24 protein-coding genes and 1 pseudogene are annotated in these 26,716 nt (G+C 70.7%); 16 read left to right on the top strand and 9 right to left on the bottom strand.

What is annotated here, in order from left to right:
- Positions 1-45: 45 nt before the first annotated feature.
- From ABR737_RS15745 to ABR737_RS15800, 12 genes and pseudogenes are all read left to right on the top strand, one after another.
- Positions 46-561, top strand: a complete 516-nt coding sequence (locus ABR737_RS15745) for an SRPBCC family protein (RefSeq protein WP_350250805.1) — start codon at positions 46-48, stop codon at positions 559-561.
- 176 nt (positions 562-737) lie between these two features.
- A complete protein-coding gene (locus ABR737_RS15750) occupies positions 738-1,043 on the top strand; it encodes an ArsR/SmtB family transcription factor (RefSeq protein WP_328391413.1) in 306 nt (101 codons plus the stop codon).
- 156 nt (positions 1,044-1,199) lie between these two features.
- The gene (locus ABR737_RS15755; protein ID WP_350250806.1) at positions 1,200-2,144 is read left to right on the top strand and encodes an oxidoreductase; all 945 of its coding nucleotides are present in this window, start codon (positions 1,200-1,202) and stop codon (positions 2,142-2,144) included.
- Between the two features lie 229 nt (positions 2,145-2,373).
- A pseudogene (locus ABR737_RS15760) lies at positions 2,374-2,832 on the top strand (hypothetical protein); the annotation flags it as partial.
- Positions 2,833-2,993: 161 nt separating this feature from the next.
- The gene (locus ABR737_RS15765) at positions 2,994-3,803 is read left to right on the top strand and encodes a maleylpyruvate isomerase family mycothiol-dependent enzyme (protein WP_350250807.1); all 810 of its coding nucleotides are present in this window, start codon (positions 2,994-2,996) and stop codon (positions 3,801-3,803) included.
- 153 nt (positions 3,804-3,956) lie between these two features.
- Positions 3,957-4,340, top strand: coding sequence for an SUKH-4 family immunity protein (locus ABR737_RS15770; RefSeq protein ID WP_350250808.1), 384 nt, complete (start codon positions 3,957-3,959; stop codon positions 4,338-4,340).
- Between the two features lie 184 nt (positions 4,341-4,524).
- Complete coding sequence (locus tag ABR737_RS15775) at positions 4,525-4,836, top strand: SUKH-4 family immunity protein (RefSeq protein WP_350250809.1); 312 nt, start codon at positions 4,525-4,527, stop codon at positions 4,834-4,836.
- 287 nt (positions 4,837-5,123) lie between these two features.
- Positions 5,124-6,383 carry an ABC transporter substrate-binding protein gene (locus ABR737_RS15780; protein ID WP_350250810.1) on the top strand — a complete coding sequence of 420 codons (1,260 nt, stop codon included), beginning with the start codon at positions 5,124-5,126 and terminating at the stop codon, positions 6,381-6,383.
- 92 nt (positions 6,384-6,475) lie between these two features.
- Positions 6,476-7,384: a carbohydrate ABC transporter permease gene (locus ABR737_RS15785; protein ID WP_350250811.1), complete on the top strand. Its 909-nt coding sequence runs from the start codon at positions 6,476-6,478 to the stop codon at positions 7,382-7,384.
- A 6-nt stretch (positions 7,385-7,390) separates the two neighbouring features.
- Positions 7,391-8,227 carry a carbohydrate ABC transporter permease gene (locus tag ABR737_RS15790; protein ID WP_350250812.1) on the top strand — a complete coding sequence of 279 codons (837 nt, stop codon included), beginning with the start codon at positions 7,391-7,393 and terminating at the stop codon, positions 8,225-8,227.
- A 94-nt stretch (positions 8,228-8,321) separates the two neighbouring features.
- Positions 8,322-8,462, top strand: coding sequence for a hypothetical protein (locus ABR737_RS15795; protein ID WP_350250813.1), 141 nt, complete (start codon positions 8,322-8,324; stop codon positions 8,460-8,462).
- A 277-nt stretch (positions 8,463-8,739) separates the two neighbouring features.
- On the top strand, positions 8,740-9,699 hold the full coding sequence (locus ABR737_RS15800) for a TauD/TfdA dioxygenase family protein (RefSeq protein ID WP_350250814.1): 960 nt from the start codon (positions 8,740-8,742) through the stop codon (positions 9,697-9,699).
- Between the two features lie 173 nt (positions 9,700-9,872).
- On the opposite strand, the gene ABR737_RS15805 is transcribed toward ABR737_RS15800, so the two are convergent.
- From ABR737_RS15805 to dusB, 5 genes are all read right to left on the bottom strand, one after another.
- Entirely contained in the window at positions 9,873-10,718 is an 846-nt protein-coding gene (locus ABR737_RS15805) for an ArsR/SmtB family transcription factor (protein ID WP_350250815.1), read from the bottom strand.
- Positions 10,719-11,230: 512 nt separating this feature from the next.
- Complete coding sequence (locus tag ABR737_RS15810) at positions 11,231-12,523, bottom strand: hypothetical protein (protein WP_350250816.1); 1,293 nt, start codon at positions 12,521-12,523, stop codon at positions 11,231-11,233.
- Between the two features lie 570 nt (positions 12,524-13,093).
- Positions 13,094-15,874: a pyruvate, phosphate dikinase gene (gene ppdK, locus ABR737_RS15815; RefSeq protein ID WP_350250817.1), complete on the bottom strand. Its 2,781-nt coding sequence runs from the start codon at positions 15,872-15,874 to the stop codon at positions 13,094-13,096.
- A 459-nt stretch (positions 15,875-16,333) separates the two neighbouring features.
- Positions 16,334-16,912 carry a MarR family winged helix-turn-helix transcriptional regulator gene (locus ABR737_RS15820; RefSeq protein WP_350250818.1) on the bottom strand — a complete coding sequence of 193 codons (579 nt, stop codon included), beginning with the start codon at positions 16,910-16,912 and terminating at the stop codon, positions 16,334-16,336.
- 522 nt (positions 16,913-17,434) lie between these two features.
- A complete protein-coding gene (gene dusB / locus ABR737_RS15825; RefSeq protein ID WP_350250819.1) occupies positions 17,435-18,583 on the bottom strand; it encodes a tRNA dihydrouridine synthase DusB in 1,149 nt (382 codons plus the stop codon).
- Positions 18,584-18,737: 154 nt separating this feature from the next.
- Between dusB and ABR737_RS15830 the strand changes: the two genes are divergently transcribed.
- Positions 18,738-20,192, top strand: coding sequence for an MFS transporter (locus ABR737_RS15830; RefSeq protein WP_350250820.1), 1,455 nt, complete (start codon positions 18,738-18,740; stop codon positions 20,190-20,192).
- Between the two features lie 180 nt (positions 20,193-20,372).
- Here ABR737_RS15830 and ABR737_RS15835 read toward each other — a convergent pair whose 3' ends face one another.
- Complete coding sequence (locus tag ABR737_RS15835) at positions 20,373-21,377, bottom strand: helix-turn-helix transcriptional regulator (protein ID WP_350250821.1); 1,005 nt, start codon at positions 21,375-21,377, stop codon at positions 20,373-20,375.
- Between the two features lie 122 nt (positions 21,378-21,499).
- On the opposite strand from ABR737_RS15835, the gene ABR737_RS15840 reads away from it, so the two are divergent.
- The 3 genes from ABR737_RS15840 to ABR737_RS15850 all read left to right on the top strand — a co-directional run bounded on the left by ABR737_RS15840 (position 21,500) and on the right by ABR737_RS15850 (position 25,060).
- Complete coding sequence (locus tag ABR737_RS15840) at positions 21,500-23,014, top strand: MFS transporter (protein WP_350250822.1); 1,515 nt, start codon at positions 21,500-21,502, stop codon at positions 23,012-23,014.
- A 224-nt stretch (positions 23,015-23,238) separates the two neighbouring features.
- Positions 23,239-24,243 carry an aldo/keto reductase gene (locus ABR737_RS15845; protein ID WP_350250823.1) on the top strand — a complete coding sequence of 335 codons (1,005 nt, stop codon included), beginning with the start codon at positions 23,239-23,241 and terminating at the stop codon, positions 24,241-24,243.
- Between the two features lie 235 nt (positions 24,244-24,478).
- Positions 24,479-25,060, top strand: coding sequence for a TetR/AcrR family transcriptional regulator (locus tag ABR737_RS15850; protein WP_350250824.1), 582 nt, complete (start codon positions 24,479-24,481; stop codon positions 25,058-25,060).
- Between the two features lie 65 nt (positions 25,061-25,125).
- On the opposite strand, the gene ABR737_RS15855 is transcribed toward ABR737_RS15850, so the two are convergent.
- The 3 genes from ABR737_RS15855 to ABR737_RS15865 all read right to left on the bottom strand — a co-directional run bounded on the left by ABR737_RS15855 (position 25,126) and on the right by ABR737_RS15865 (position 26,680).
- On the bottom strand, positions 25,126-25,623 hold the full coding sequence (locus tag ABR737_RS15855) for a GNAT family N-acetyltransferase (RefSeq protein WP_350250825.1): 498 nt from the start codon (positions 25,621-25,623) through the stop codon (positions 25,126-25,128).
- Positions 25,624-25,684: 61 nt separating this feature from the next.
- The gene (locus tag ABR737_RS15860) at positions 25,685-26,272 is read right to left on the bottom strand and encodes an anthrone oxygenase family protein (protein ID WP_350250826.1); all 588 of its coding nucleotides are present in this window, start codon (positions 26,270-26,272) and stop codon (positions 25,685-25,687) included.
- Positions 26,273-26,404: 132 nt separating this feature from the next.
- Positions 26,405-26,680, bottom strand: coding sequence for a DUF2087 domain-containing protein (locus tag ABR737_RS15865; RefSeq protein WP_350250827.1), 276 nt, complete (start codon positions 26,678-26,680; stop codon positions 26,405-26,407).
- Between the last annotated feature and the right edge of the window lie 36 nt (positions 26,681-26,716).

The raw sequence follows: 26,716 nt of genomic DNA on the forward strand, positions 1-26,716 counted from the left end.
AGGTAGCACGTAAGCACCGGAAGGGCACGACAGGAGGAGCACCCCATGAGCACCGACAGCGATCAGCACAAGGACAGCGGCGGGGGCGGCGCAGGTGGCGCAGGCGACACCAACGACCGCATCGAGCGGGAGATCAGCATCGCCGCACCCGTGGAGCGCGTCTGGGCCGTGCTCACCGAGCCGGAGCACGTCGGCTCGTGGTTCGGCCAGGGCGAGCCGGCGCCGGTCGACCTGCGGCCGGGCGGGATCATGGAGCTCGACCACGGTGAGTACGGCCAGTTCCTGACCAAGATCGTGAAGGTGGACCCGCCGCACCACTTCTCGTACCGCTGGGCCAGCGCGCACCCCGGCGAGGTGGCGGTCGAGGGCAACTCCACCCTCGTCGAATTCACCCTCACCCCGGAGGGCGACGGCACCCACCTGCGCGTGGTGGAGAGCGGATTCGCCGGCCTCCGCATCCCCGAGGACCGCAGGAAGACCGCCGGGTACGAAAGCCACTCCGCAGGCTGGTCCGGCCAGGTGGAGAACATCCGGCGGTACGCGGAGCAGCTCGCGGCATGACGAGGGCCGGAGAAGCGGGCGGGGGGCCGGGCCGGGGCGTTGGCCAGGACTCGGGAGGGGGCGGCGGCGGTCCGGGCTCGCATGTGGACGCCGGCCAGGGCTCGGGCGTTGGCCAGGGCTCGGGGGCGGGCTCGGGCGTTGACCGGGGCTCTGGCCAGGGTTCCGGCTCGGACGCCGTGGCGGAGGTCTTCTCCGCGCTGGCGGACCCGACCCGCCGCCGGATACTCGACGCCCTCGCCGCGCACGGCGAGGCGACCGCCACGGTCCTGGCAGCCGAACTGCCGGTCAGCCGCCAGGCCATCGTCAAACACCTGGGGATCCTGGACCGCGCCGGTCTGGTCGCCGGCCACCGGGAGGGCAGGGAAGCGCGCTACCGGGTCATACCGGAGCGGCTGGGGGTCACCGCCCGGTGGATGGACCGGGTGGCCGCCGCCTGGGACACCCGCCTCTCGGCGATCAAGCGCCTCGCCGAGGAGGAGTGATCACGGACGCGACGCCCGGGGCAGAGGGAGGGCGGACGGGGAGGACGTAAGACGGACAGGGGACGGACAGCCCTCCTCCGGCCTTCCTCCAGCCCTCTCCGGTCCCGGCCGCCCCACCCACGTACTCTGGTCGCCCCCGTACGGAGGAGCACAGGCGTGACCCGGTGGAACACCAGCCACATCGCCGACCAGACCGGCCGCTCGGCGGTCGTCACCGGCGCCAACAGCGGACTCGGCTACGCCACGGCGCGTGAACTGGCCCGCGCCGGCGCCCGCGTACTGCTGGCCTGCCGCAACGAGGCACGGGGCATGGCCGCCCTGGACCGGCTGCGGTCCGATGTCCCCACCGCCGAGGCCGAGTTCCGGCCCCTCGACCTGGCCGATCTCTCCTCCGTACGGGACTTCGCCGCCGCCCTCGACGACTTCGACGGCGACCGCCTCGACCTGCTCATCAACAACGCCGGCGTGATGGCATTGCCGTACCGGACCACCGCCGACGGCTTCGAGATGCAGTTCGGCACCAACCATCTCGGCCACTTCGCACTGACCGGGCTGCTGCTGCCCAAGCTGCTCGCCACGCCCGGCGCCCGGGTCGTCACCGTCTCCAGCATGCTGCACGCCCTCGCCGACCTCGACTTCACCGACCTCAACAGCGCGCGCTCCTACCGCCGCTGGATCGCGTACAGCCGCTCCAAGGGCGCCAACCTGCTCTTCACCCACGAACTGTCCCGGCGGCTGGCCGCGGCCGGCTCCCAGGTCGTCGCGGCCGCCGCGCACCCCGGATACGCCTCCACCAATCTCATGACCGCCGGCGTCCGCATGGAGGGCCGCACCTCCGCCGAGCGGATCATCGACTTCGGGACGGGCCTCGTCGCCCAGTCCCCGGACGGCGGTGCCCTGGGTACCCTCTGCGCGGCCACCGCGCCCCATATGCGGCCCGACTCCTTCATCGGTCCGCGCAACGGGCTGCGCGGCGCCCCCGTCCAGTCCTTCCGCGCCCCCTGGACCAGGAAGGACGCCAACGGCGAGCGCCTGTGGGCCGCATCGGAGGAGCTCACCGGTGTCCGCTACGACTTCTCGCGCCCGGCTGCGGCATTCTGAACGAGCGGTACGGCACAGACCGGCACGGCACAGACCGGCACGGCACAGGCCGGCACGGCACAGGCCGGCACGGCGCAGACCGGCACCGCCGACCGCACCACCCCGCGTCAAGACCCCGTGAAGAACACCCCGTTGCCCGCCAGGAGGCCGCCAAGGCCGTGGGCGGCGGCCGCTCTGCCCCGCACGCTGGCCTGGTCCCACACGGTGCCGCACGGAGGTACGACGCACAATGCCGATGGTGTCCCGGCCCGATGGCCGGCCCGAGGAACCGCCGGATACCGCCACCGGCACCCTCAGCACCCGACCGGGTGCCGGCCGCAGCGGCTCCGGAGCCGGATCCGGAGCCGGCCATGCCACCACCGACCGCCTCACCGGCCGCCCCGATAACCGCACGGCTGCCACACCTGCCGCGAGCGCCACGCCCACCACACCCGCCAGACCCGCCACACCCGCCACACCCGCCACACCCGCCACGACTGACGAACCCGACACGACTGACGAACCCGACACGACTGACGAACCCGACACCCGCCACCGGCTCACCACACTCCAGGGCCTGGCCGCCCTCTCGCCCGATGCCATGGCGTCCGTCGCCTACGGCCCCGAGTCGATCGTGCTGGTCCTGGCCGCGGAAGGCAGCTACGGCCTCGGTTTCCCCCTCCCCGTTACCCTCGCCATCGCCGCGCTGGGGGAAGAGCTCGCGAGGGGAAGGGCTCGCGAGGGGGACGTGAGGGGAAACGACCCGTGATGCGGAACTGCTCACTTCTCACTTCTCACTGCTCACCGCTCGTGACACGGAACTGCTCGTGGTGACGCTCCGTTGTCAGTGGTGCGTCCTACCGTGAGGTCATGAACCCCGCGAACCCCGCCATGGATTACGAAGGTCACTGCGCCGCCATCGTCGACCAGGCCACACTGCTGGCGTCCTGCCTCACGGAGCAGGACGCCGACCTGACGACCACCGTCCCCTCCTGCCCCGACTGGAACCTCGCCCAGCTGCTCCGTCATCTGGGCGAGGCCCATCGCTGGGTCGAGGACCTGGTACGGACCCGGGCGACCGAACCCCCGCCCGAGACCGCCCTCCGCGTCCTTCCCCGCGACACCACCCAGTCCCCCGCCGAGGCCGCCGCCTGGCTCACCGAAGGTGCCCGGCGCCTTGCGGACACGCTGCGCTCCACGGACCCCGGCACCGAGATCTGGACCCCGCTCCCCTCCGGCTCCCCGCGCTTCTTCGCCCGCCGCATGGCCCACGAGACGGTCATGCACCGCGCCGATGTCACGCTCGCGCTCGGCAGCGACTTCACCGTCGACCAGCACCTCGCCCTCGACACCGTCGACGAATGGATGGAACTCGGCTCCCTCCCCGAGATGTTCGACTTCCATCCCGACCGGCGCGAACTCCTCGGCCCCGGCCGCACCCTCCACTTCCACGCCACGGACACCCCGCCGGAAGCCGCCGCCGACTGGCTCGTCGACCTCACCGGCGACACCCTCGCCTGGCGCCGCGCCCAGGAACCAGCCGCCGTCTCCATCCGCGCGCCCCTGACCGACCTCCTGCTCCTCATCTACGGCCGCACCCCCGCCGACGACACCGCCTTCGAGATCACCGGCGACGCGGAACTGCTGGAGTTCTGGCTGGCACGGGTGCTGTTCGGCTGAGAACCGGGGTCCCGGCCGGCCCCGCCTCACCTCGCCCCACTCACCTCGCCCCACCCCGGAGACGAACCGATCAGGCCGCCGGTGCGTGGATTAAGTTGACCTCGCCCACAGGCACCGGCCCACCCGAACCAACCCACCCGAGGAGAGAGCCCCATGACCGAGTCCGACCGTCCGGGCAGCACTCCCGGCCTGCCACCCACGCCTCCCCCGTACCGTCCGCGGCTCGGCCCTGAGCCCCTGCCGACGAACGAGGCCGAGGCCCTGGCGATCGGCCGGAAACACTTCCCCGAGGTCGGTTCGCCCGGCGGTCCTTCCGGCCTCTTCGTCCATGAATTCGACATCGGCTACCTGATCCACGCGAGCTGGCCGCGCCCCGAGGACCCCACCGCCCCTCCCGCGGAGCCCGGTGGCAGCAACGTCATCATCTCCAAGATCGACGGCGAGGTGTCGAACGTACCCAACTTCCCACCGGAGTCGGCGGTGAAGCTCTATTACAGGGTCTACCGCCCGAACGAGGTCCGCCGGAACGACGTCTGACCCCGGCGTGGCTGCCCGCCGGAGTGACCTGGCGCTGCGCGTATCAAGGCACTTCTTCCATCCCGGCAGCCGCCCCCGCCCTGGTCATCGGTATGAAGGCCCGCCGGCAGCGGCAACGGCTTCCGTGCCGGGCCCCGGGCGAGTCGCCCACGTAAGCACCGCACCGAACAGAAGAGAGACGGCCATGCCACAGGACACCCCCACACCACCGGCCACCCCCGAGGACGCACTCGCCATCGTCCGTAGCCGCTATGCCGAGCCCAAGCTGCCGGACGGCTCCCCCGCCCCCCTGCGCGTCCACGAATTCGACGTCGGCTACCTCGTGTACGCCGCCTCCCCCCGTACACCCGACGCATCCGGCCCCCCGCAGCCGGCCCCGCCCGGCGGGTCAAAGATCATCGTGGCCAAGGACACCGGCGAAACCGTCACCGTGCCCAACTTCCCCACCGAGACAGCCATCGAGCTGTACCGCAAGCAGCGGCAGGCCCATTCGTAACGGGCGGCAGCGGGCCCTCGGGCTTCCGGGCTGCCGGGCTGCCGGACTCCCGGATAGGCCCCGGCCCCGCTCCCTCAAGTCACTCATCCGCCCAACAGATCCCTCAACAGCCCGTCCCTGACCGGTCCCCAGCCGCGACCCAGCCCTCTCTGCTCCCCTCCCCTCCTTTCCCAGCCCCGTTTCGTGCAGATGCCATGCGCGCTTCACAGTCGTGCGGCAGAGTGGACGGTCGCACCGTCGGTGATCGATGATCACCGGTAGGTTACGAGCGCAGGGGGCGACGTGCCATGACGGAGATCGACAGGCGGCGGTTGCTGGCGGCCGGCGGCGGGGTGGCCCTTGCCGCGGGACTGACGGCGGCATGCGGGTCCAACACCGGGCGGGGCGGCGGTGGTTCGGGGCCCGCGATCAGTCAGTGGTACCACCAGTACGGGGAGCCCGGGACCCAGCAGGCCGTGAAGCGGTACGCCGCCGCGTACAAGAAGGCGAACGTCTCCGTGCAGTGGCGGCCGGGTGACTACGACCGGCAGACGGCGGCTGCGCTGCTCACCGACTCGGGGCCGGACGTCTTCGAGGTCAACGGGCCGCTGCTGGACCAGATCCAGGGCGGCCAGGTCGTCGATCTGACCGCCGAAGTCGAGCCGGTGAAGGACGACTTCAACCAGGCCGTGCTGGCGCCGAAGATCTGGCAGGACAAGATCTGGGGCATCCCGCAGGTCGTCGACATGCAGCTGCTGTACTACCGCAAGAGTCTGCTGAAGAAGGCCGGGGTGCGGCCTCCGCAGACGCTCGACGAGCTGGTGGACGGGGCGAAGAAGCTCAGCGGCAAGAAGGCCAAGGGGCTGTTCCTCGGGAACGACGGCGGGGTGGGGGTGCTCGGCGGGACTCCGTTGTTCGCCGCCGGGCTGAGCCTGATCGGCCCGGACGGCAAGGTCGGGTTCGACGATCCGGCCGCGGCGCGCACCCTGGGCAAGATCCGGCAGCTGTACGCGGACAAGTCGTTGCTGCTCGGTGCGCCCACGGACTGGTCCGATCCGGCCGCCTTCATCCAGGGGCTGACCGCGATGCAGTGGTCGGGGCTGTGGGCGCTGCCGCAGATCAAGAAGGCGCTGGGGGACGACTTCGGGGTGCTGCCATTCCCGAAGGACGGGAGCGGAGGGAAACCCTCCGTACAGGTCGGTGCCTATGGCTCCGCGGTCAGTGCGCGGAGCAAGCGCAAGGCGGAGGCCAAGGCCTTCGCGAAGTGGCTGTGGGTGGACCGCACCGACTACCAGCAGGACTTCGCACTGTCGTACGGATTCCATATCCCGGCGCGGATCTCACTGGCGAAGAAGGCCCAGCAGCTGCAGTCAGGACCGGCGGCGGACGCGGTCCGGCTCTCGACCGATCACGGCTACGCCGAGCCGCTGTTGTGGACGACCGCGGACCGTACCGCCTATCAGGACGCGCTGAGCCGGATCATCAAGGACGGCGCCAACCCGGAGAGCGAGCTGAAGGCCGTGGTGCGCAAGGTCAACGCCGAGCTCCAGCGGGTCAAGAAGAAGTGACCGCGGGCGGGACCGAAGAAGCGGTCACAGACGTACCAGCTCCGCGGGCCGCGGCGGGTCCGGAAGCCGGGCCCCGTTCGCCCGGCGCCCGTTTGTTCGGCCCGCAGCGGCGGAACCTCTGGTTCTGGGTCTTCGTCGGGCCGTTCGCGATCGGGCTCGGGCTGTTCACCTACGTACCGTTGGTGTGGAGCGTCTACCTGAGCTTCTTCGACGCGCACAACACCGTCAGTCCGGCCGGCTCGGACTTCGTCGGGCTGGGCAACTACGCCGCGATGCTGAGCGATCCGGCGTTCCTCGGCAGCCTGGGCACCTTCGCCCTGTTCACGGTGTTCATCGTGCCGGCGACCTATGCGCTGTCGCTCGCGCTGGCGCTGATGGTGAACCGGCTGCGCTGCGCCCAGGCGTTCTTCCGGTCGGTGTTCTTCCTGCCGACCGCCTGCTCCTATGTCGTCGCATCGGTGATCTGGAAGCTGTCGGTCTTCAACGGAGTCCGGTTCGGACTGGCCAACACCGTGCTGGGATGGTTCGGCGCGGATCAGACGGCCTGGCTGTCGACGACCCATCCGCCCTGGTACTGGCTGGTCCTCGTGACCGTACGGCTGTGGCTGCAGGCCGGGTTCTACATGATCCTGTTTCTGGCCGGGCTGCAGCGGATCTCACCCCAGCTGTACGAAGCGGCGGCGATGGACGGGGCGCGTCCTGGCTGGCAGGTCTTCCGGTACATCACCTTTCCGCAGTTGCGCGCCACGTCCGTGGCCGTGGTGCTGCTGCTGGTGATCAATGCGTTCCAGGCGTTCGACGAGTTCTACAACCTGCTGAGCGATGCCCGCGGCTATCCGCCCTACGCCCGGCCGCCCTTGGTCTATCTGTATTACACGGCGCTCGGACAGGACCAGAACCTCGGGCTGGGCAGTGCGGGTGCGGTGATCCTGGCGCTGATCATCGCGGTGGCGACGGTCGTCCAGGCCCGCTGGTTCGGCCTCGGCCGCAAGGAGGAGTGAGCACCGATGCATGACGCGCTGACCAGAGCCGGGCGCGCGCTGCGGGTCGTCACCGTGATCACCCTCGCGCTGCTGTTCCTCATCCCCTTCTACCTGCTGGTGCGGAACGGGCTGGCCACCGAACGGGAGATCACGGCCCCCGACTGGACGTTCTTCCCGCACGAGCTGCAGTGGTCGAACCTCACCGAGGTCTTCCGGGATCCGAACCTCCCCCTGGGGCGAGCGCTGCTCAACTCCACACTGATCGCCGTGTCGACGACCATCGGCACGGTGGTGACGGCCTCGCTCGCCGGGTACGGCCTGGCCCGGATCCCCTACCGGCACGCCAATGTCGTCTTCTACGCGATCCTGGGGACGCTGATGGTCCCGGCGGCCGTGACGTTCGTGCCGAGCTTTGTGCTGGTCTCGACGCTCGGATGGATCTCCACCCTGCGGGGTCTGGTCATTCCGACGCTGTTCAGCGCGTTCGCCTGCTTCATCTTCCGGCAGTACTTCCTGGGCTTCCCCAAGGAACTGGAGGACGCGGCACGGGTCGACGGGCTCGGCTACTGGCGGACGTACTGGCGCATCGTGGTGCCCAATGCCCGGCCGGTCTTCGCCGCCGTCGCCACCATCGTCTTCATCGGCGCCTGGAACGCGTTCCTGTGGCCACTGGTGATCGGGCAGGACCAGGAGGCCTGGACGGTGCAGGTGGCGCTGTCGACGTTCACCACCGCGCAGAACCTCAATCTGCACGAGCTGTTCGTGGCCGCGGCGGTCTCGATCGCCCCGTTGGTGGTGGTCTTCCTGCTGCTCCAGCGGTACATCGTGGCGGGGGTGGAGCGCAGCGGGATCGACGACTGAGGGACGGCCGACGGATTACTGAGGGACGGCCGGCGGACTCTGAGGAACGGCCGAAGGATTGAGGCCGTCCGCCCGAGGGGGTACGGTGCGTGGCATGAGCACGCATCCGACCGTCCGTGAGGTGGCGCCGCGCGAGAGCGGCCCCCACGGCGAGTGCGCGCCCCGCGGCCTGAGCTTCCTGCGCCGCCGCGGCCGGGTGGGATCTCCCCCGGCCGGTTGTTTCTGTACGGCCTGACGGCTTCCCGCGGTGATGGTCCCGCAGCAACGGGTCTCCTGCACTGACGGGTTCAGGCTCCGTCGGGTTCAGGCACTGACGGGTTCAGGCGCTACGGGCTTCTGCTCTGACGTGCAGCGGGCAGTGGTCCGTCCGTCCGACGACCGCGTCCGCCATGGCCGCACCACGCTCCCCGACCAGGCACCTGGCTCCCTTCCTTCTCTCCCCCATCCCCCTTCTCCCCCTCTCCCCTTCTCCCCCTCTCCCCTTCTCCCCTTCTCTCGTTCAGGAGGATCAGTTGACGACGCTCGCCGATTCCGCGGCTTCCCTCGCCCCCGTGACCACCCCCGTCCTGCGCCCCCATCGCATCCCCGCCGACGGCCTGTACGAAGGGCACCGCGTCCTGCGCCGCACTCCCGACGGCTGGGAGGACCGGCCGTACGAGCGCTTCGAGGTCGTGCCGCAGGCGGCCACCATCGGGGCCGAAATCCGTGGGCTGGACCTGTCCCGCCCGCTGTCCGGCGGCCTGCGCGTGGAGTTGAACCGGGCGTTGCTGGAGTGGAAGGTGCTGTTCTTCCGCGGGCAGCATCTGAGCTCCGCGGCGCAGCGTGAATTCGCTCGCAATTGGGGTGAGCTGGAGACCAACCCGTTGCTGGCGCGGGGCGATGCGAAGGATGTGGTGCGGTTCGACAAGGCGGCCGGCGGGGTCCCGACGTTCGAGAACGTATGGCACACGGATGTCACGTTCCGCGAACGTCCGGCCCTGGGTGCGGTGTTGCAACTGCGGGAGGTGCCGCCCGCGGGCGGAGACACGATGTGGGCCGATATGGCCGCGGCATACGACAATTTGCCTCCGGAAATCCGGGCGCAGGCCAATGGGGCGCGGGCGGTGCACGACTATCTCCCGGGTTTCGCGCGCTTCTACTCCGCCGTTCAACTGGCGCCATTTCAGGAGGAGTTCCCGCCGGTCGAGCATCCGGTGGTGCGCAGACACCCGGAGACCGGGCGGCGGATGCTGTTCGTCAACGCCTCCTTCACCACCCGGATCGTGGGTCTGGCCGAGGCGGAGAGCGACCGGCTGTTGCGCGTGTTGTTCCAGCAGGCGCAGGTGCCGGAGTTTCAGGTGCGGTGGCGCTGGCAGGCGGGGGACCTCGCGTTCTGGGACAACCGTGCCACCCAGCACTATGCGGTGAACGACTACGGGACGCATCGCCGGGTCGCCGAACGGGTCGCCATCGCGGGCGACCGTCCCTACTGATCGCGGGCCTTGCGCATCTGCCGCCCCTCAGGATGCACCCGAGGGGCGGCAGCGCCGCCCGGGAGGACCACAGGGCCGCCGACAGGACCGCAGGGCCGCCCGGCAGGACGGCACGGCGCCCCGGGCGCGCGGCACGGCGTACCTCACGCGCCCGCCGGCGTACCCGGCCCCGCTCACCCCAGCCGTTCGTACGCCGCCGCTTCCGCCGGACGCGCACCGCGCAGCAGGGCCGCCCCCAGCGGAGTGAGGGTGTGCAGCACCGCGTTGCCCTGCCGCAGGGTGACCAGCAGGCCGGCGTCGCGGAGCACCGTCGCATGCTGACTGGCGGAGGCCAGTGAGACATCGGCACGGCGGGCGAGTTCGCTGGTGGTGCAGCCGACGCCGATGCCCTGGAGTATCGCGGAGCGGGTCTGCCCGACGAGCCGGCCGAGGGAACGTTCCGGCGGGACCGGCGGGGTGAGCCGCGGCGTCTGGTGTTCCACGGGGTAGACCAGCACGGGCGTCAGGTCCGTGTTGTGGAAGGTGACCGGGGTGCGGCGGCAGAAGTACGACGGCAGCAGCAACAGCCCCCGGCCGCCGAGGTGGAGATCGCGGTCCACCGGATAGTCGGCCTCCAGTACGGGCGAGCGCCAGCGCATCATCGGCGGGAGCGAGGCGAGCAGCCGGTCCGCGCCGCCGTCGAGCAGCGCCCTGCCACGGGCGGCCCGGTCGGCCTCGATACGGCCCTGGACGCGCGGCCAGTACGGGGCGACGGCCGCCTCGTAATAGCGCTGGAGGATCCCGGCGAGCCGGCCGAGGGCACGGGTGTCGCCCTCGGCCATCGCCCGTATCCACGACGGCAGCGGGCGGGTGGCCGTGGAGAGCCGGGCCAGTTCCTCCTGCAGCCGGACGGCCGGCGTCTCGCGCAGCGCGGCGAGCGCGTCGGTCATGCCGAGGAGCCCTTCGGCGGGCGTCAGGAAATCGGGAAAATATCCGCGGGTGGGCACGAGCGGCGCCAGCAGACGCGCTTCGCCATTCAACCTTCCGCGCGTTTCCGATCGCCATTTGCCGAACGACGAATCGTCCCGTCGGTCGCGCAGCCGATGAAAGCTTAAGACGGTCTCCCACAGTGCGTCCGGGCGTGCCGCAATGCGCACACGGGCCAGATCGAGTCCACTGAAATGGACGCGTAACACCGAAACCCCCACCTCTGGTTTCCTCTGTCGGCCCCCGGCACGCCTGAGTATGCACGCCAACACGTGCGGTCACCATGCCCTTTTGGCCAGACTTGAAAGTGGTCGCGCCACCGGGCCGGGTGGAGGAAAGCTTGTACTCAATTCAGCGGCGGTGCGAACGGACCGGATTGCTCGATCCCGTGGGGGGTGATGAGCAACCACCCGGCCGCTCGCCAGCCCCGCTGAAGGCCGCACCCCGCGCCGACCGGGGTGACGGCAGCTCCCGAGGGGGGAGTCCGGAAAGAGCGAGGGCGGCACCTCCGCACAGGTGCCGCCCTCGTTATATCTGACCTGCGAAAATCAGCGGGTCCCCTTGGTCAGTTGGTGCCCCGGGCCCCGCGCTGACGGCGTACGGCGAAGACCACCCCGGTGCCGAGCAGCACAGCACCGCCGCCGACGAGGGCGAGCTGCGGCACGGCGGGCGACGCACCCGTCGTGGCGAGGCTGCCGCCGTTGGATTCCGACGCCGGCTGGGCGGAGGCGGTGGAGCCCGCGGACGCGGAGGACGCGGTCTGCGCGGCCGGCTTCGACTTCGGCTTCGGGCGGTCCTTGTCCTCGACCTTGCCGGGCTTCGCCTCGCCGACCGTGCCGGGCTTGCTGCCGGCCGGCAGCACCTTGAAGTCGTAGCGCTTCATGGGGCCGAGGACACACGGGTTGTACGCGTCGGAGGCGTCACCCGCGAAGAGCGCGAAGGCATCGAGGGCCGGGGCACCCGCTTCGAGGGTCATCCGCATCTTCACATCGGTGCGGGCGCCCGGCTTCATGTCCTTGACGGGGGCGACGTGGAAGTCGTCCTGGGAGTCCAGCTCCTGCCAGCCGGAACCGCCGGCCCACTGCACCTTCATGAAGTGCTGTTCCTGGTTCTTGGCGTTCAGGCGGAAGAACACCAGCGGGCCCACGGTCAGCGTGCGGTCGGTGGCGTTGGCCACGGTGAACGAGAAGTCGACCGTGGTCCCGGCGACGACCTTCGCGGGCAGGCGGTTGGCGAGGACGGTCAGGCCCGGCACGCGTACGCAGTCGGCGGCAGCGGCGAGCGCCTTGTCGGCCGCGTCCTTGGCCTTGCGGGCCTCTGCCGAGGCGGTCTGGACCTTGTTCCACTCCCGGAACGCCGCGACCCGGGCATCGTCCCAGGCATCCCTGGTCGCCTTGCGCTTGGCGTCCGCGTTCGTCTTGGCATCGGCGGCCGTCCTGGCCTGCGCCTCGGCGGCGCTCAGCGCCTCCTGGGCCTTGGCCTTCCCGGCCTCGTCCTTGGCCTCGTCCAGCGCGGCCTTGGCGTCCGTGACGGCCTTGTCGGCGGCGGTCTTGTCGGCGGCAGCGGCCTTGGCCGCCTTGTCCGCGGCGAGGTAGGCCGCCCTGAGCGGGTGGGAGTCCTGGCCCAGGGCTTCCATGGTGGTCTTGATCTTCTCGCGGCCGGCCTTCTCGGCGGCAACCGCGTCCTCGTACGCCTTCTTCGCCTCGTCGGCGGTCTTCTTCAGTTCCGCGTAGGTCGGCTTCTGCTGCGTCTGCGCCGGGGCCTTGGCATCGGCGAAGGCGGCGCTCGCGGAGAGCAGGACCGCAGGCGCGGTCACGGCGGCGACGGCGGCGGTCGCGAGGGTACGGCGAAGGTTCACTAGAGACCTTTTCCTGGTCAAAGAGAAGGGAATCCGCCGCGTGGGCGTGGCGCTCGGGCGGCGGGACGCCTGGGATCTTATGACCGATATAAGGTCCAATAGCAACGAAAAAATTACTTGATACGAGTGCTCCCACCCTCGCCCCCCGCGGGTAAATCGGGGCAATACCCGGCAGTTGCCCTCTTTGCCGCAGGTTTTTCTGTGATCTAACCAACGGGACGTTCCGACCGGCCCGCGACCGGCTTTCGGCTGCCGTGCGACCGCTCTTCGGCCGTCCCGCAACTGCCCGGCAGCGCCGGGGCGTTGCGTCGCCACGCCGCAGAGACACGGAGGACACCGAGGACACCGAGGCCATACCGCAGGCCACCGCAGGCGAGCGACCGCGGATAAAGACCGAGGGCGGCACCTCCGCACAGGTGCCGCCCTCTTGGGGTGCCGGAGCCGACAGCCGGGCGGCTGAGGGTAGGGGCCCGTACTGCCGGGCTCCGGTGGGTCTTTCAGGCCACCGCGGGCGCACTCGGCGTCCACGGTGACCGGTGGGGGCAGTGGTGCTCACTGCCCCCGGTGTGGTCAGCGGCTGTCGCTGCCCTTGGACTCCGCGGCCGCGCGGCCCGCCTCCAGCCGTGCGACCGGGATGCGGAACGGGGAGCAGGAGACGTAGTCCAGTCCGGCCTCGTGGAAGAAGTGGACGGACTCCGGGTCACCGCCGTGCTCGCCGCAGACCCCGAGCTTGAGGTCGGGGCGGGTGGCCCGGCCGGCCGCGGCGGCGTTGCGGACCAGGGCGCCCACGCCGTCCTTGTCGATGGTCTCGAACGGGCTGACGCCGAAGATGCCCTTCTCCAGGTACGCGGTGAAGAAGCTGGCCTCGACGTCGTCGCGGCTGAAGCCCCAGACCGTCTGCGTGAGGTCGTTCGTACCGAAGGAGAAGAAGTCGGCCGACTCGGCGATCTGTCCGGCCGTGAGGGCGGCGCGGGGCAGCTCGATCATCGTGCCGAGGGTGAGCTTGAGGCTGACGCCGTGGGCCTTCTCGACCTCGGCGATGACCTGCTCGGCCTCGTCGCGGACGATCTCCAGCTCCTGGACGGTGCCCACCAGCGGAATCATGATCTCCGCACGCGGGTCGCCCTTGGCGTTCTTGCGCTCGGCGGCCGCCTCGGCGATCGCGCGCACCTGCATCGCGAACAGACCGGGGATGACCAGGCCGAGGCGCACACCGCGCAGTCCCAGCATCGGGTTCTGCTCGTGGAGCTTGTGCACGGCCTGCAGCAGCCGCAGGTCGTTCTCGTTGGCGTCCTTGCGGGCCTCGGCGAGCGCGACCCGGACCGACAGCTCGGTGATGTCGGGCAGGAACTCGTGCAGCGGCGGGTCCAGCAGCCGGACGGTCACCGGCAGTCCGTCCATCGACTCGAACAGCTCGATGAAGTCGGCCTTCTGGAGCGGCAGCAGCTGGCTGAGCGCGGCGTCCCGGTCGGTCTCGGTGTCGGCCAGGATCAGACGCTCGACCATCTCGCGGCGCTCACCGAGGAACATGTGCTCGGTACGGCACAGGCCGATGCCCTGGGCACCGAACCGGCGGGCGCGGGCGGCGTCCTCGGCGTTGTCGGCGTTGGCCCGTACGCGCAGCCGGCGTACCCGGTCCGCGTAGGCCATGATCCGGTGGACGGCCTTGACCAGCTCGTCGGCGTCCTCGGCGCCGGCGTGCATCCGGCCCTCGAAGTACTCCACGACCGGGGACGGCACGACCGGCACCTCGCCGGCGTAGACCTTGCCGCTGGAGCCGTCGATGGAGACGACGTCGCCCTCCTCGATGACGGTCCCCTCCTGGGTCGTCATCCGGCGGGACTTGGTGTCGACCTCCAGCTCCTCGGCGCCGCAGACACAGGTCTTGCCCATGCCGCGGGCGACGACGGCGGCGTGCGAGGTCTTGCCGCCGCGGGAGGTGAGGATGCCCTCGGCGGCGATCATGCCGTTGAGGTCGTCGGGGTTGGTCTCGCGGCGGATCAGGATGACCTTCTCGCCGGAGCGCGACCACTTGACGGCGGTGTACGAGTCGAAGACGGCCTTGCCGACCGCCGCGCCCGGGGAGGCGGCGATACCGCGGCCGATCGTCTCGGACTTCGCGCCGAGGTCGAAGCGGGGGAACATCAGCTGCGCCAGCTGCGCGCCGTTGACCCGCTGCAGGGCCTCGGCCTCGTCGATCAGGCCCTGGTCGACGAGCTGGGTGGCGATCCGGAAGGCGGCACCGGCGGTGCGCTTGCCGACCCGGGTCTGCAGCATCCACAGCTTGCCGCGCTCGATGGTGAACTCGATGTCGCACAGGTCCTTGTAGTGCGTTTCGAGCGTCTCCATGATCTGCATCAGCTCGTCGTACGACGCCTTGTCGATGTTCTCGAGGTCGGCGAGCGGCACGGTGTTGCGGATACCGGCGACGACGTCCTCGCCCTGCGCGTTCTGCAGGTAGTCGCCGTAGACGCCCTGGTGGCCGCTGGCGGGGTCGCGGGTGAAGGCGACGCCGGTGCCGGAGTCGGGGCCGAGGTTGCCGAAGACCATGGAGCAGACGTTGACCGCGGTGCCGAGGTCGCCGGGGATGCGCTCCTGGCGGCGGTAGAGCTTGGCGCGGTCGGTGTTCCACGAGTCGAAGACCGCGCGCACCGCGAGGTCCATCTGCTCGCGGGGCTCCTGCGGGAAGTCCCGGCCGGTCTCCTTGGACACGATGTCCTTGAAGTGCGCGACCAGGGTCTTGAGGTCGGCGGCGTCGAGCTCGATGTCGACGCGGACGCCCTTGGCCTGCTTGGCCTCCTCCAGCGCCTCCTCGAAGAGCTCGCCGTCCACGCCCAGCACGGTCTTGCCGAACATCTGGATCAGGCGGCGGTAGGAGTCCCACGCGAACCGCTCGTCACCGGCCTGCGCGGCGAGGCCGGAAACCGATGCATCGGAGAGGCCGATGTTGAGGACGGTGTCCATCATGCCGGGCATGGAGAACTTCGCCCCGGAACGGACCGATACGAGCAGCGGGTCGTCGGCCTGGCCGAGCTTCTTGCCCATCTGCTGCTCAAGGGCGTCCAGGTGCTCGGAGACCTCGGCACGCAGTGCCGCGGGCTCGGTGCCGCTGTCGAGGTAGACCTTGCAGGCTTCGGTGGTGATCGTGAAGCCGGGAGGGACCGGAAGTCCCAGGTTGGTCATCTCGGCGAGGTTCGCACCCTTGCCGCCGAGGAGGTCCTTGAGCTCCTTGTTGCCCTCGGTGAAGTCGTAGACGAACTTCACGGACGAAGGCTGGGTTACGTGGGGATCTTGCGTTTCCGGCACGGCACTGACTCCTCGCCGACGGGCTGCCCTGACGGCGAGGAACATACCCAGATCGAAGGCGCATGGGTACGTCCACTTGGTCGACATACGTGCGTAACCAGCCGTCCGCCACTGGATCGAAAGTGATCATGCATTCGGGCGTAACTTCATTACCTGAATGCATCACTCCGCTACGCAGTCGAAATGGCGACCATGTGCTACTCAGAGCAACGAATGGCGTAATCACTCGAACGCATGATGCATGGCACCCGGTGCCACCATTGGAGAGGTGGAGTCCCATCGCCAGTGCTCATCTGAGCGCAACCCCTATCAGGGGTGGCGAGAATCACGCGCTCATGTGTGACCCGGTCCCATCATTTGGACCCTCTTCAGTCTCTCGCTCCACGACCTGTTCCACGAAGCCATCCGCCGGACGCACGCCTGCTCCGCTACGGTCGGCGGATCCGAGCGTCACATCAGGCCATAGTTCTCGGTCCGTGGTTCCCGGCCTTCCCTGTCACGCCTTTACCCCTTGGCCCGGCGTCCGCTCCGCCGTGGCCGGGGGTCCTGGCCGTCCAGCAGTTCCAGGCGCCGGCCGGCACCCCGGGTCTCGACCTGCAGCACGATCCGGCCCAGCAGGTCCGCCAGGTCCAGCGCCTCGTCATCGCTCAGGGTCTCGGTGACAAAGGCTTCCTCGGCGTGAAACTCCGGGAAGACCCTGATCATCAGCCGCTCGCCCTCGGGGGTCAGGGAGAGCAGGGCGAGCCGCCCGTCGGCCGGGTGGCTCTTGCGCTCCAGCAGGCCGCGACCCTGGAGCGTGCGGGCGACGCCGGTGAGCGTGCCCTTGGAGATGCCCGCGTCCTCGGCCACCCGCCGGGTCTCCCGCTCGCCCCAGATCCAGACCACCCACAGCACGACGAAGGAGGTCCAGGTCAGCTCGGCGTCGCGCAACACGGAGTTCTCGAAGTACTGCCGCACGGCGGCCGCGGCACGATAGATGCTCGCCACCGCGGCCATCCGCTCGTGACAGACGGGGACGGGGGCGTCAGCGAGCTTGGCCTGGACCGCCTTCTCCGTGTCCGCGGGGGAACGGTGCCCACTCACCACAACGGCTCCCTCGGCTTCCGCCCGGCCCGCATGCGCCCGGTCCGCATTCGCCCGGCATGGCATTGACCCAGGCCCGTGACACCCAGTGCCCATACGGACTCAAACGGTAGCGGCGGGCGGCAGCCGCCCGCTCGCCGACACGCCCGACGCGCCCCGGGTGCCTCCGAGCACCCCTGTCCGTACCGGGGGAAACGGCGCCACTGCCTCCGCCGGGCCCGTCCCCCGTACGGGCCCGGCGGAGGTTCACCGATTCCTCCGGGCGGCCGTAGGCGCGCCGTACTCAGGCTGCTGCCTGACGTAGCGTCAGGGTCAAGTCCGGCCGGTGAGGACCCGGTGGGCACCGCGGGACTGCCACGGGAGTACCGCGTGAGCGCCGAGGGAGCACCGCGTGAGTGCCTTCGGCAAGATTGCACCGCACGGCAGTGGGGACGCGTCGGCCTCCAGCACGACAGCGCGCCCGGCACCTCCGCCACATGGGGGAGGTGCCGGGCGTTGAACCAGGGTCCGGCCTGAGCCGCCTCAGCCGCCCGAGGTGTCCAGCTCCGCGTCGGCGTCCACGCCCGCGCAGTCGTAGGGGTCGTCCAGCCAGCCGTCCGGCAGGACGACGCGGTTGCGGCCGGAGCCGCGGCCGCGCGGGCCGTCCGCGCCCACCGGCCACGGCTGGTCCAGGTCCAGCTCCGCCAGCAGCGCGTCCAGCTCGTCGAGCGAGGAGGTCACCGCGAGGCTGCGGCGCATCTCGGAGCCGATGGAGAAGCCCTTGGTGTACCAGGCGACGTGCTTACGGAAGTCGATGACTCCGCGCTTCTCGTCGCCGATCCACTCGCCGAGCAGGGTGGCGTGCCGCAGCATCACCGCGGCGACCTCCTTGAGCGTGGGCTGCGCGTACCCCCTGGAGGCGTCGCCCCCGGTACCCGTGCCCTCGAAGGCGGCGACCAGATCGCCGAACAGCCAGGGCCGTCCCAGGCACCCGCGCCCCACGACCACTCCGTCGCAGCCGGTCTCCCGCATCATCCGCTGCGCGTCGTCGGCCGACCAGATGTCGCCGTTGCCGAGCACCGGGATCTCCGGGACATGCTCCTTGAGGCGCGCGATGGCGTCCCAGTCGGCGGTGCCGCCGTAGTGCTGGGCCGCGGTCCGGCCGTGCAGGGCGATCGCCGTGATGCCCTCCTCGGCGGCGATCCGTCCGGCGTCCAGGTAGGTGATGTGGTCGTCGTCGATGCCCTTGCGCATCTTCATCGTCACCGGCAGGGCCCCCGCGTTCGCCACCGCCTCGCGCAGGATCGAGCGCAGCAGGTTCCGCTTGTACGGCAGCGCCGAGCCGCCGCCCTTGCGGGTCACCTTCGGGACCGGGCAGCCGAAGTTCAGGTCGATGTGGTCGGCAAGGTCCTCTTCCGCGATCATGCGGGCGGCCTTGCCGACGGTGTCCGGGTCGACGCCGTAGAGCTGGATCGAGCGCGGCTTCTCGGTCTCGTCGAAGTGGATCAGCTGCATGGTCTTCTCGTTGCGCTCGACCAGCGCCCGCGTCGTGATCATCTCGCTGACGAACAGGCCCTTGCCGCCGCTGAACTCCCGGCACAGCGTCCGGAACGGGGCATTGGTGATCCCGGCCATGGGCGCGAGGACCACGGGCGGCTGCACCGCGTGCGGACCGATCTGCAGCAGAGTCATGACGGCAATACCTTCGGCTTTCTTCGGCTTCCTTCGGCGGGACGGGCGAGCCGCGGCCGTACCGGCGGTCCGGCCACCGCGATCTCCCATTGTCCCGCACACCGGGAGCGGCCCTGCCGGGACCGGGCACCCAGGATCGTTGTAGCGTTCAACCATGCCCGATCTCAGCCGCCGACGGCGTCTGCTGGTGCTGGCGATCTGCTGCATGAGCCTGCTGATCGTCAGCCTCGACAACACCATCCTCAATGTCGCCCTGCCGTCCATCCAGCACGAGCTGCATGCCTCGGTCGCCGGGATGCAGTGGACGATCGACGCCTACACCCTGGTCCTGGCGGCGCTGCTGATGCTGTCAGGTTCCACCGCCGACCGGCTCGGCCGGCGCCGGATCTTCCTGGTGGGGCTGGTGGTCTTCGCGGTCGGGTCGCTGCTGTGCAGCCTGGCGCCCGGCCTGGAGTGGCTGGTGGTCTTCCGGATGGTGCAGGCGGTCGGCGGCTCGATGCTCAACCCCGTCGCCATGTCGATCATCACCAACACCTTCACCGACCCGCGGGAGCGGGCCCGCGCGATCGGGGCGTGGGGCGGGGTCGTCGGCATCAGCATGGCGGCCGGGCCGGTGATCGGCGGGCTGCTGGTGCAGAGCGTCGGCTGGCGCTCGATCTTCTGGATCAACGTCCCGATCGGGGCGCTGGCGTTCTTCCTGACCCTGCGCTACGTCCCGGAATCCCGCGCTCCCAAGCCGCGCCGCGTCGACCCGGTCGGCCAGCTCCTGGTGATCGCGCTGCTCGGCTCGCTGACGTACGCGATCATCGAGGCCCCGGACGCCGGCTGGACGTCCCCCGAGATCCTGGTGCTCGTGCTGGTGGCGCTGGCGTCCCTGGCCGGTCTGATCGCCTACGAGCGACGCCGTAGTGAACCCCTCATCGACCTGCGGTTCTTCCACAGCGCGCCGTTCAGCGGGGCCACGATCGTGGCGGTGTGCGCCTTTGCCGCGCTCGCCGGCTTCCTCTTCATCAACACGCTGTACCTGCAGAACATCCGTGGTCTGTCCGCTTTGGACGCCGGTCTCTACATGCTCCCCATGGCCGGGATGACGCTGATCTTCGCGCCGGTATCGGGGCGGCTGGTCGGCAACCGGGGGCCCCGGCTGCCGCTGCTCCTCGCAGGGACGGCGATGGGGGCGAGCGGGCTGCTCTTCGCGGCCTTCGACGCCCAGGCGACGAACGCGTTGCTGTTCACCGGCTATGTCCTGTTCGGCATCGGGTTCGGCCTGGTCAACGCCCCGATCACCAACACCGCGGTGTCCGGTATGCCGCGTACCCAGGCAGGAGTGGCCGCCGCCGTCGCCTCCACCAGCAGGCAGGTCGGGCAGTCGCTCGGCGTCGCGGTGATCGGCGCCGTACTGGCGGGCGGGGCCCACGCCTCCGCCTCCGCGGACGCCTTTGTCGCGGCCGGCCGCCCGGCGTGGTGGATCATCGCCGGCTGCGGCGCGGCCGTGCTGCTGCTCGGTGCCCTGACCACGGGCCGGTGGGCGAAGGCGACGGCCGACCGTACGGCGACCCTGTTCGACGACGAGGCACGGGGGCAGCAGGCGGCGCAAGCGCGGCCGTAGGGGGCGGTGGACGCACAGTCGTAGGGGGCGGACGCACGGCCCGTAGGACGTAGGCGTAGGCCGTAGGGGCCGGCGCACGAGCGTCGGGGCGGACGCACGGCCGTAAGACCCGGACGCACGGCCGTGTACGGGGCGGATGCGCGACCGTAGTGGCCGGAGGCGCGGTCAATGCCCCTCAGGTCAGACCGTGACGAGCGCCGGGGATTCCGCCGACTCCGCCGACCGCGCCGACTCGGCCGACCGCGACGCCTCCGCCGCCAGCTGTTCCAGCCGCTCCCGGGTCACCTCGTCGACCGGTGTGTAGGACAGCAGCTTGGGACCGGGGTTGGGCCCCGTCCACAGGCTCGTTGCGGACAGCTGCAGCCCGCCCACCCGGGGATGCCGGAAGAGTTTGACGGAGCTCAACGGGCGGATGACTTCATGCTGTGCCCAGATCTCCCGGAACTCGGACGACGCCTCCGTCAGCCGCGCGAGCAGCGCCTTCCAGGCCGGCTCCGCGACATGCTCGGCCATCGACGCCCGGAACTTGGCGGCCATCACCCGCATCGTGCCGTCCAGGTCGACCACGCTGGCCCGCCACTCGGGGTGGGTGAACGCCAGCCACAGGCAGTTGCGGTCCTCTTCGGGCAGCGCATCGAGATCGCACATCAGACGGCCGTACGTGGCGTTGTAGGCGAGGATGTCGAAGCGGCTGTTCTGGAGGACGGCCGGGAACGGCTCCAACTGGCGCAGCATCTGCCGCAGTTCGCGCGTGACGCCGGTGCACTCCGTGCCCGGCGTCGGGTCGATCGCCCCGGCCAGCGCGAACAGATGGCTGCGCTCGGCGCGGTCGAGCAGCAGCGCACGGGCGACCGCATCCAGGACCTGCGGCGAGACGTGGATGTCCCGGGCCTGTTCGAGCCAGGTGTACCAGGTGACCCCGACGGCGCCCAGGTGCGCGACCTCCTCCCGGCGCAGTCCGGGGGTACGGCGGCGGGCGCCCCGCGGCAGCCCGACCTGCTCGGGCGTGATCCGCTCCCGGCGGCTGCGCAGAAAGGCGGCCAGCTCGTCCCGGCGGGCGGCGTCGTCGCGCGGAGTGGTGGCGTGCCGTGGGCCGGTGGCGCCCTGGGGGCCGGTGGTGTGCCGCGCGGCGGTGGCGCCATCAGGGCCTGTGGCAGTCTGCGTCAGGGGCGTGTCCACGGTCATGGCTCCAGGGTGCCGCAGTCCGGAGCCGGTTGCCAGGTAGCACCGGTACCAGGATAAGAACACTCTGGTACCAGCCTGAGCGGTCGACGATCGTCGGGTGAGTGAGCGATACCCGAGCACAGATGACCACTACGGAAGCCCCGGCTGCGCCCCCTGGAGCCCCGACCACCCTCGCGGATGCCGCGATCCCAGGGGCCCCGGGGGTCCCAGCGGCACCGGCCGCGCCCCGCCCCGCCGTCCAGCGGCACCCGGCCACGACCGTGCTGACCCCGCTCGGCCTGCTGACCGTGCTGCTGGGCGCGGCCCTGCCCATGATCGACTTCTTTATCGTCAATGTCGCGCTGCCGACCATCGACCACGACCTGCACGCGGGGCCCGCGATGCTGGAGATGGTGGTGGCCGGTTACGGCGTCGCCTACGCCATGCTGCTGGTGCTCGGCGGCCGGCTCGGCGACATGATCGGCCGCCGTCGCCTGTTCCTGTGGGGCCTGGCCACCTTCGGCCTCACCTCGCTCGCCTGCGGTCTCGCACCGGACTCCGGGACGCTGGTGGCCGCCCGGGTCGCCCAGGGCGCCGCGGCGGCGCTGCTGCTGCCGCAGGTGCTGGCCACCATCCAGGCCACGACCACGGGCAAGCGGCGCGCCAAGGCCGTCAGCCTGTACGGGGGCACGGCCGGTGTCGCCAGCGCCGTCGGCCAGGTGCTCGGCGGCCTGCTGGTCTCCGCCGACCTGGCGGGCACCGGCTGGCGCGCGGTCTTCCTGGTGAACGTCCCGATCTCCGCCGCGGCCTGGCTGCTGGCCGCCCGTACGGTCCCCGAAACCCGGTCGCCGCACCCGAGCCGGGTGGACGTCCCCGGTACCGCGCTGCTCGCCGCCACCCTGATCACCCTGCTGCTGCCGCTGACCGAGGGCCGGGCGGCCGGCTGGCCCGTGTGGTCCTGGGTCCTGCTGGCCGTCTTCCCCTTCGCCGCCGCCGCGTTCCTGCTCGTCGAGCGCCGGGCCGAGCGTGCGGGACGCACCCCGCTCGTCCCGCCCTCGCTGCTGCGCATCCCCTCCGTGAACAGCGGACTCACCATGATCATCCCGTTCTCGCTGGGCTTCGGCGGCTTCATGTTCGTGGTCGCCGTCGCCCTCCAGAACGGGCTGCACTACGGCCCCTTCGCGGCCGGGCTGTCCCTGGCGCCGCTGTGCGTCACGTTCTTCTTCGCCTCGCTGGCCGGTCCGCGGCTGGTGATGCGGTTCGGGCGGCGCGTGGTGATCGCCGGTTCGCTGATCCAGGGCGCCGGCCTGATCGCCCTGGCACTGACCGTGCACACGGGCTGGCCCGGGATATCGGTGGCCGGACTCGCGTCGAGCATGGCCGTCCTGGGCCTGGGGCAGGGCATGGTGCTGCCGGTGCTGATGCGCATCGTGCTGAGCGAACTGCCGGTGGCGCAGGCAGGCGTGGGCGGGGGCGTCATGGTCACCACCCAGCAGTCCGGCCTCGCGCTGGGCGTGGCCACCCTCGGCACTCTCTTCCTCGCCCTGATGCCGTCCCTCGGCATCCGCGACGCCATGCTCGCCGCCCTGCTGACGCAACTGGCGATCGTCGCGGGCACGACGGCGCTCGCGCTGCGCCTGCCCCGCGTCGTGCGCTGACCTGGTCGGACCTGGTCGGACCTGGTCGGACCTGGGCCGGGCGGGGCTGGGCCCGGGCGGGGACGACGGGGATGACGGGAACGACGGGAGCGGGACGCGGCACTCGACACATGACGACTGACAATTATTGAAATCTGTCAGCCGTCATGTCATAGTGATTGCAGGGCAGCGACCTGCCCGCGCCCCCACCCCCTTCCTCCCTTCCCCTCTTCCAGGAGCACGCAGTGCAGACCCGCACCCTGGGCACCACCGGCCCGCAGACGTCCGCCCTCGGCCTCGGCTGCATGGGCATGTCCGCCCTCTACGGCGACAGCGACCGCAGCGAGTCCATTGCCACCGTTCACGCCGCCCTCGACGCGGGCATCACCCTGCTCGACACCGGCGACTTCTACGGCATGGGCCACAACGAACTGCTGATCAACGAGGCTTTGCGCACCGCTCCTGCGGCGGCCCGCGAAAAGGCGCAGATCAGCGTCAAGTTCGGCGCTCTGCGCACGGTCGAAGGCGGCTTCACCGGCTATGACGGCCGGCCGAACGCGGTGAAGAACTTCGCCGCGTACTCCCTCCAGCGCCTGGGCACCGACCACATCGACATCTACCGGATCGCCCGGGTCGATCCGGGTGTCCCGATCGAGGAGACCGTCGGCGCCATCGCCGAGCTGGTCGCGGCCGGTCACGTCCGGCACATCGGCCTCTCCGAGGTCGGCGCGGAGACCCTGCGCCGGGCCGCCGCCGCCGCCCCGATCTCCGACCTCCAGATCGAGTACTCCCTCATCTCCCGCGGTATCGAGGAGGCGATCCTGCCGACCGCCCGCGAACTGGGCATCGGCATCACCGCCTACGGCGTACTGTCCCGCGGCCTGATCAGCGGCCACTTCAGCCGGGACCGCAAGCTCGCCGCGAACGACTTCCGCGGCATGAGCCCGCGCTTCCAGGGCGACAACCTCGACCGCAACCTCGACCTGGTGGACGCACTGCGCAAGATCGCCGAGCAGAAGGGCATTTCGGTCGCGCAGACCGCCATTGCCTGGGTGCTCTCCCGCGGCGAGGACATCGTTCCCCTGGTCGGCGCCCGCCGCCGCGACCGGCTGACCGAAGCACTCGGCGCCCTGGAGGTCGCCCTCGACGCCGACGATCTGGCCGCCATCGAGCGCGCCGTCCCCGCCGACGCCGCTGCCGGTGACCGCTACCCCACCGACCAGATGGCCCACCTGGACAGCGAGCGCTGACCGCGGGGCAGCATGCCCGACGGAGCGGGTACGGGGCACGGACAGGTACCGTCCGTACGTACCCGGTGGAGGGTCCGGTCTACGGATCCGGTGTCCCCACACACCGGCGACCGGGGCCGGCACCTGCGACCGGCGCCGGCACCGGCGCACCACCTGGTGGCCCACCCGGACCGCCGGCAGACCCGCCTCCCCCGTCCCCCACCGCGCCCCGCCCCTCCGAAAGGCCGACCGCCCCATGCCGCCCGAGACGTTGACCCCTGAGCGCATCCTCGAAGCCACCGAGGAGGTACTGCGGCGCTACGGCCCGGCCAAGGCCACGGTCGTGGACGTGGCGCGCGCCCTGGGCGTCAGCCACGGCAGCGTCTACCGCCACTTCCGTACGAAGGCGGCGCTGCGGGAGGCGGTCACGGAGCGCTGGCTGGACCGTACGAGCAAGGAGCTCTCGGTCATCGTCGCGACGGAAGGGCCGGCTCCGGAGCGTCTGGACCGCTGGCTGACCGCGCTGTTCGAGGCCAAGCGGCACAAGGCCGGTGACGATCCCGAACTCTTCGCCACCTATATGACGTTGATCGGAGAGAGCGGCGGCGTGGTCGACCGGCACGTCACCGATCTCGAAGCCCAGCTCACCACCCTCATCGAAGCCGGCGTCAGCCAGGGCACCTTCCACACCCCCTCCCCCGCCACCACCGCCCGCGCCGTCTTCGACGCCACCGGCCGCTTCCACGACCCGTGCTACGCCCCCGAGTGGTCCCGCCCCGGGATCACCGCCGACTTCGAGGCCGTCCGCGACCTGGTGCTACGGGGCCTGCGCGGCTAGCACCTGCCTGTTGGGGTACTCGGTCCAGAGGAAGGTGGCTTCCCGGAGGAGCCGAGTAGGACGTGTCACGAGGCGGACGGCAGCGCGAGCCAGTCCTGCCAGGTGATGTCGCGGCCCAGGTAACGAGGCTGCTGGAAGGGCCAGTCGGCGGCGATCCACTGCGGCACCAACGCGTCGAGCGCGCGCTCCGCTTCGCCGCCGACGAGGTCGTCCACCACCCACCAGGAGATCTCTCCGTCGGATCCGGCGCGCTCGGGCGGGTCGATGTAGACGCAGCCGAGGATCGCCGTCTCCTCCTCGTTCAGCAGCGCGTAGTTGAACGACTGGTGCGCGGCTATCTCCTTCTCGTGCCGCAGCAAGTCGATGCGGTCCTCTTCGTAGGTCATCGTCTCCCTGGGCCAAGCCCAGGCCGGGCCGAAGATCTCCCACAGGCGTTCTCGGGAGCCCATCACGGCGGGGTAGTCGATCGCGGTATCCGCCTCCCGGATCGGCCGCAGGTGAACCGCGGTGCCGGGCACGGGCACGTGGACGGGGTGGACGAAGTCCTCAGGTAGCCAAGTCATAAGGCCTGACGCTACAGCCGGTCGGCGCGGCATGATCCGGGCCGTTACACCGCCTACCCTGTCACCCCGTAGCGGCCGTGCCGTGCAGGAAGAGGGCCCAGGCGAGCGTGCCGAAGGCGGCGGTGTGGGCGAGCGCGCGCACGATGTTCCAGGTGACCCACCGCCCCTCGAAGCTCTCCCGCGCGGCCTTGAGCCCACCGGGACGGTCGGCCGGGGCACCAGAGCCGCCGGAACCGCCCGCGCTGCCAGAACTACCGGAACTACCGGCGGTGTTGGGCCCGTCGCGACCGTCGCCCAACGCCGCATTGTCGAGCGCGCTGTTGAGCGGGACGTTGACGCCGCCGGTCACGAAAAAGGCCGCCAAGTACAACACCAGCGCCGCGAGGATCCAGGGCAGGGCCACCTGCCCGGGCCCGCTCCAGGCCAGGACCGTGGCGAGAGCCAGCAGAGGGATGGGCAGCAGAAAGGGGAGCAGGAACCAGCCGTTGATGATGGCCCGGTTGATGTTCTGCATGGCCTGCACGAAGGTGCGGTCGGCGGACCGGCCGAGGCCGGGCATCACGGCGTAGGCGAAGGCCGCGAACAGGCCGGCCATCAGGCCCGCGCCGAGGGTCGCGACCAGGAGCGTGACGGTCTGCAGGACTCTCATGGCTCCTCCGTGTCCGGTACGTGGAGCGACCCTGTCGACACCGGCCACAGCTTCGATGCCTGCGAGGGCCTGTCCTCAAGTCCCGGGCGCAAGGCAGGCGTCACCGCGGCGCCCGGGCCGGCGGAGGAGGCGCTACCCGGCCCTCCGATAGCTGCTGCCGTCCTTGGGCCGGGCCAGCAAACCCGCCACCACGAGGTAGCGGCGCAGCGCCGAGCAGTCTTCATGCACCGTCAGCAGCGCCTCGTTGACCTCGCGCTCGCTGTATTGCCGGTCCCGCTCGAACAGCGTCTCCGCAAGATGTACGAGCAACTGCTCGCGGCGGGCCGCCTTCCGCGGGATCGCCGTGAGCCGTCCCCGCGAGAAGAGGGAGGCCACCCCCTGTGAACCACTCGACTCATGCTCAGACATGCCGGGAGCCTCCCCCGCCGCCCCACGCCCGGGCAA

This window comes from Streptomyces sp. Edi2 (assembly GCF_040253635.1).
GTDB lineage: Bacteria > Actinomycetota > Actinomycetes > Streptomycetales > Streptomycetaceae > Streptomyces.

What these genes read in the sequence shown, in the direction of transcription:
- ABR737_RS15745 (WP_350250805.1), top strand. Translation starts at nt 46, where the DNA reads ATGAGCACCGACAGCGATCAGCACAAGGACAGCGGCGGGGGCGGCGCA.
- ABR737_RS15765 (WP_350250807.1), top strand. Translation starts at nt 2,994, where the DNA reads ATGAACCCCGCGAACCCCGCCATGGATTACGAAGGTCACTGCGCCGCC.
- ABR737_RS15770 (WP_350250808.1), top strand. Translation starts at nt 3,957, where the DNA reads ATGACCGAGTCCGACCGTCCGGGCAGCACTCCCGGCCTGCCACCCACG.
- ABR737_RS15775 (WP_350250809.1), top strand. Translation starts at nt 4,525, where the DNA reads ATGCCACAGGACACCCCCACACCACCGGCCACCCCCGAGGACGCACTC.
- ABR737_RS15780 (WP_350250810.1), top strand. Translation starts at nt 5,124, where the DNA reads ATGACGGAGATCGACAGGCGGCGGTTGCTGGCGGCCGGCGGCGGGGTG.
- ABR737_RS15790 (WP_350250812.1), top strand. Translation starts at nt 7,391, where the DNA reads ATGCATGACGCGCTGACCAGAGCCGGGCGCGCGCTGCGGGTCGTCACC.
- ABR737_RS15795 (WP_350250813.1), top strand. Translation starts at nt 8,322, where the DNA reads ATGAGCACGCATCCGACCGTCCGTGAGGTGGCGCCGCGCGAGAGCGGC.
- ppdK (WP_350250817.1), bottom strand. Translation starts at nt 15,874, where the DNA reads ATGTTCCTCGCCGTCAGGGCAGCCCGTCGGCGAGGAGTCAGTGCCGTG.
- dusB (WP_350250819.1), bottom strand. Translation starts at nt 18,583, where the DNA reads ATGACTCTGCTGCAGATCGGTCCGCACGCGGTGCAGCCGCCCGTGGTC.
- ABR737_RS15830 (WP_350250820.1), top strand. Translation starts at nt 18,738, where the DNA reads ATGCCCGATCTCAGCCGCCGACGGCGTCTGCTGGTGCTGGCGATCTGC.
- ABR737_RS15835 (WP_350250821.1), bottom strand. Translation starts at nt 21,377, where the DNA reads ATGACCGTGGACACGCCCCTGACGCAGACTGCCACAGGCCCTGATGGC.
- ABR737_RS15840 (WP_350250822.1), top strand. Translation starts at nt 21,500, where the DNA reads ATGACCACTACGGAAGCCCCGGCTGCGCCCCCTGGAGCCCCGACCACC.
- ABR737_RS15850 (WP_350250824.1), top strand. Translation starts at nt 24,479, where the DNA reads ATGCCGCCCGAGACGTTGACCCCTGAGCGCATCCTCGAAGCCACCGAG.
- ABR737_RS15855 (WP_350250825.1), bottom strand. Translation starts at nt 25,623, where the DNA reads ATGACTTGGCTACCTGAGGACTTCGTCCACCCCGTCCACGTGCCCGTG.
- ABR737_RS15860 (WP_350250826.1), bottom strand. Translation starts at nt 26,272, where the DNA reads ATGAGAGTCCTGCAGACCGTCACGCTCCTGGTCGCGACCCTCGGCGCG.
- ABR737_RS15865 (WP_350250827.1), bottom strand. Translation starts at nt 26,680, where the DNA reads ATGTCTGAGCATGAGTCGAGTGGTTCACAGGGGGTGGCCTCCCTCTTC.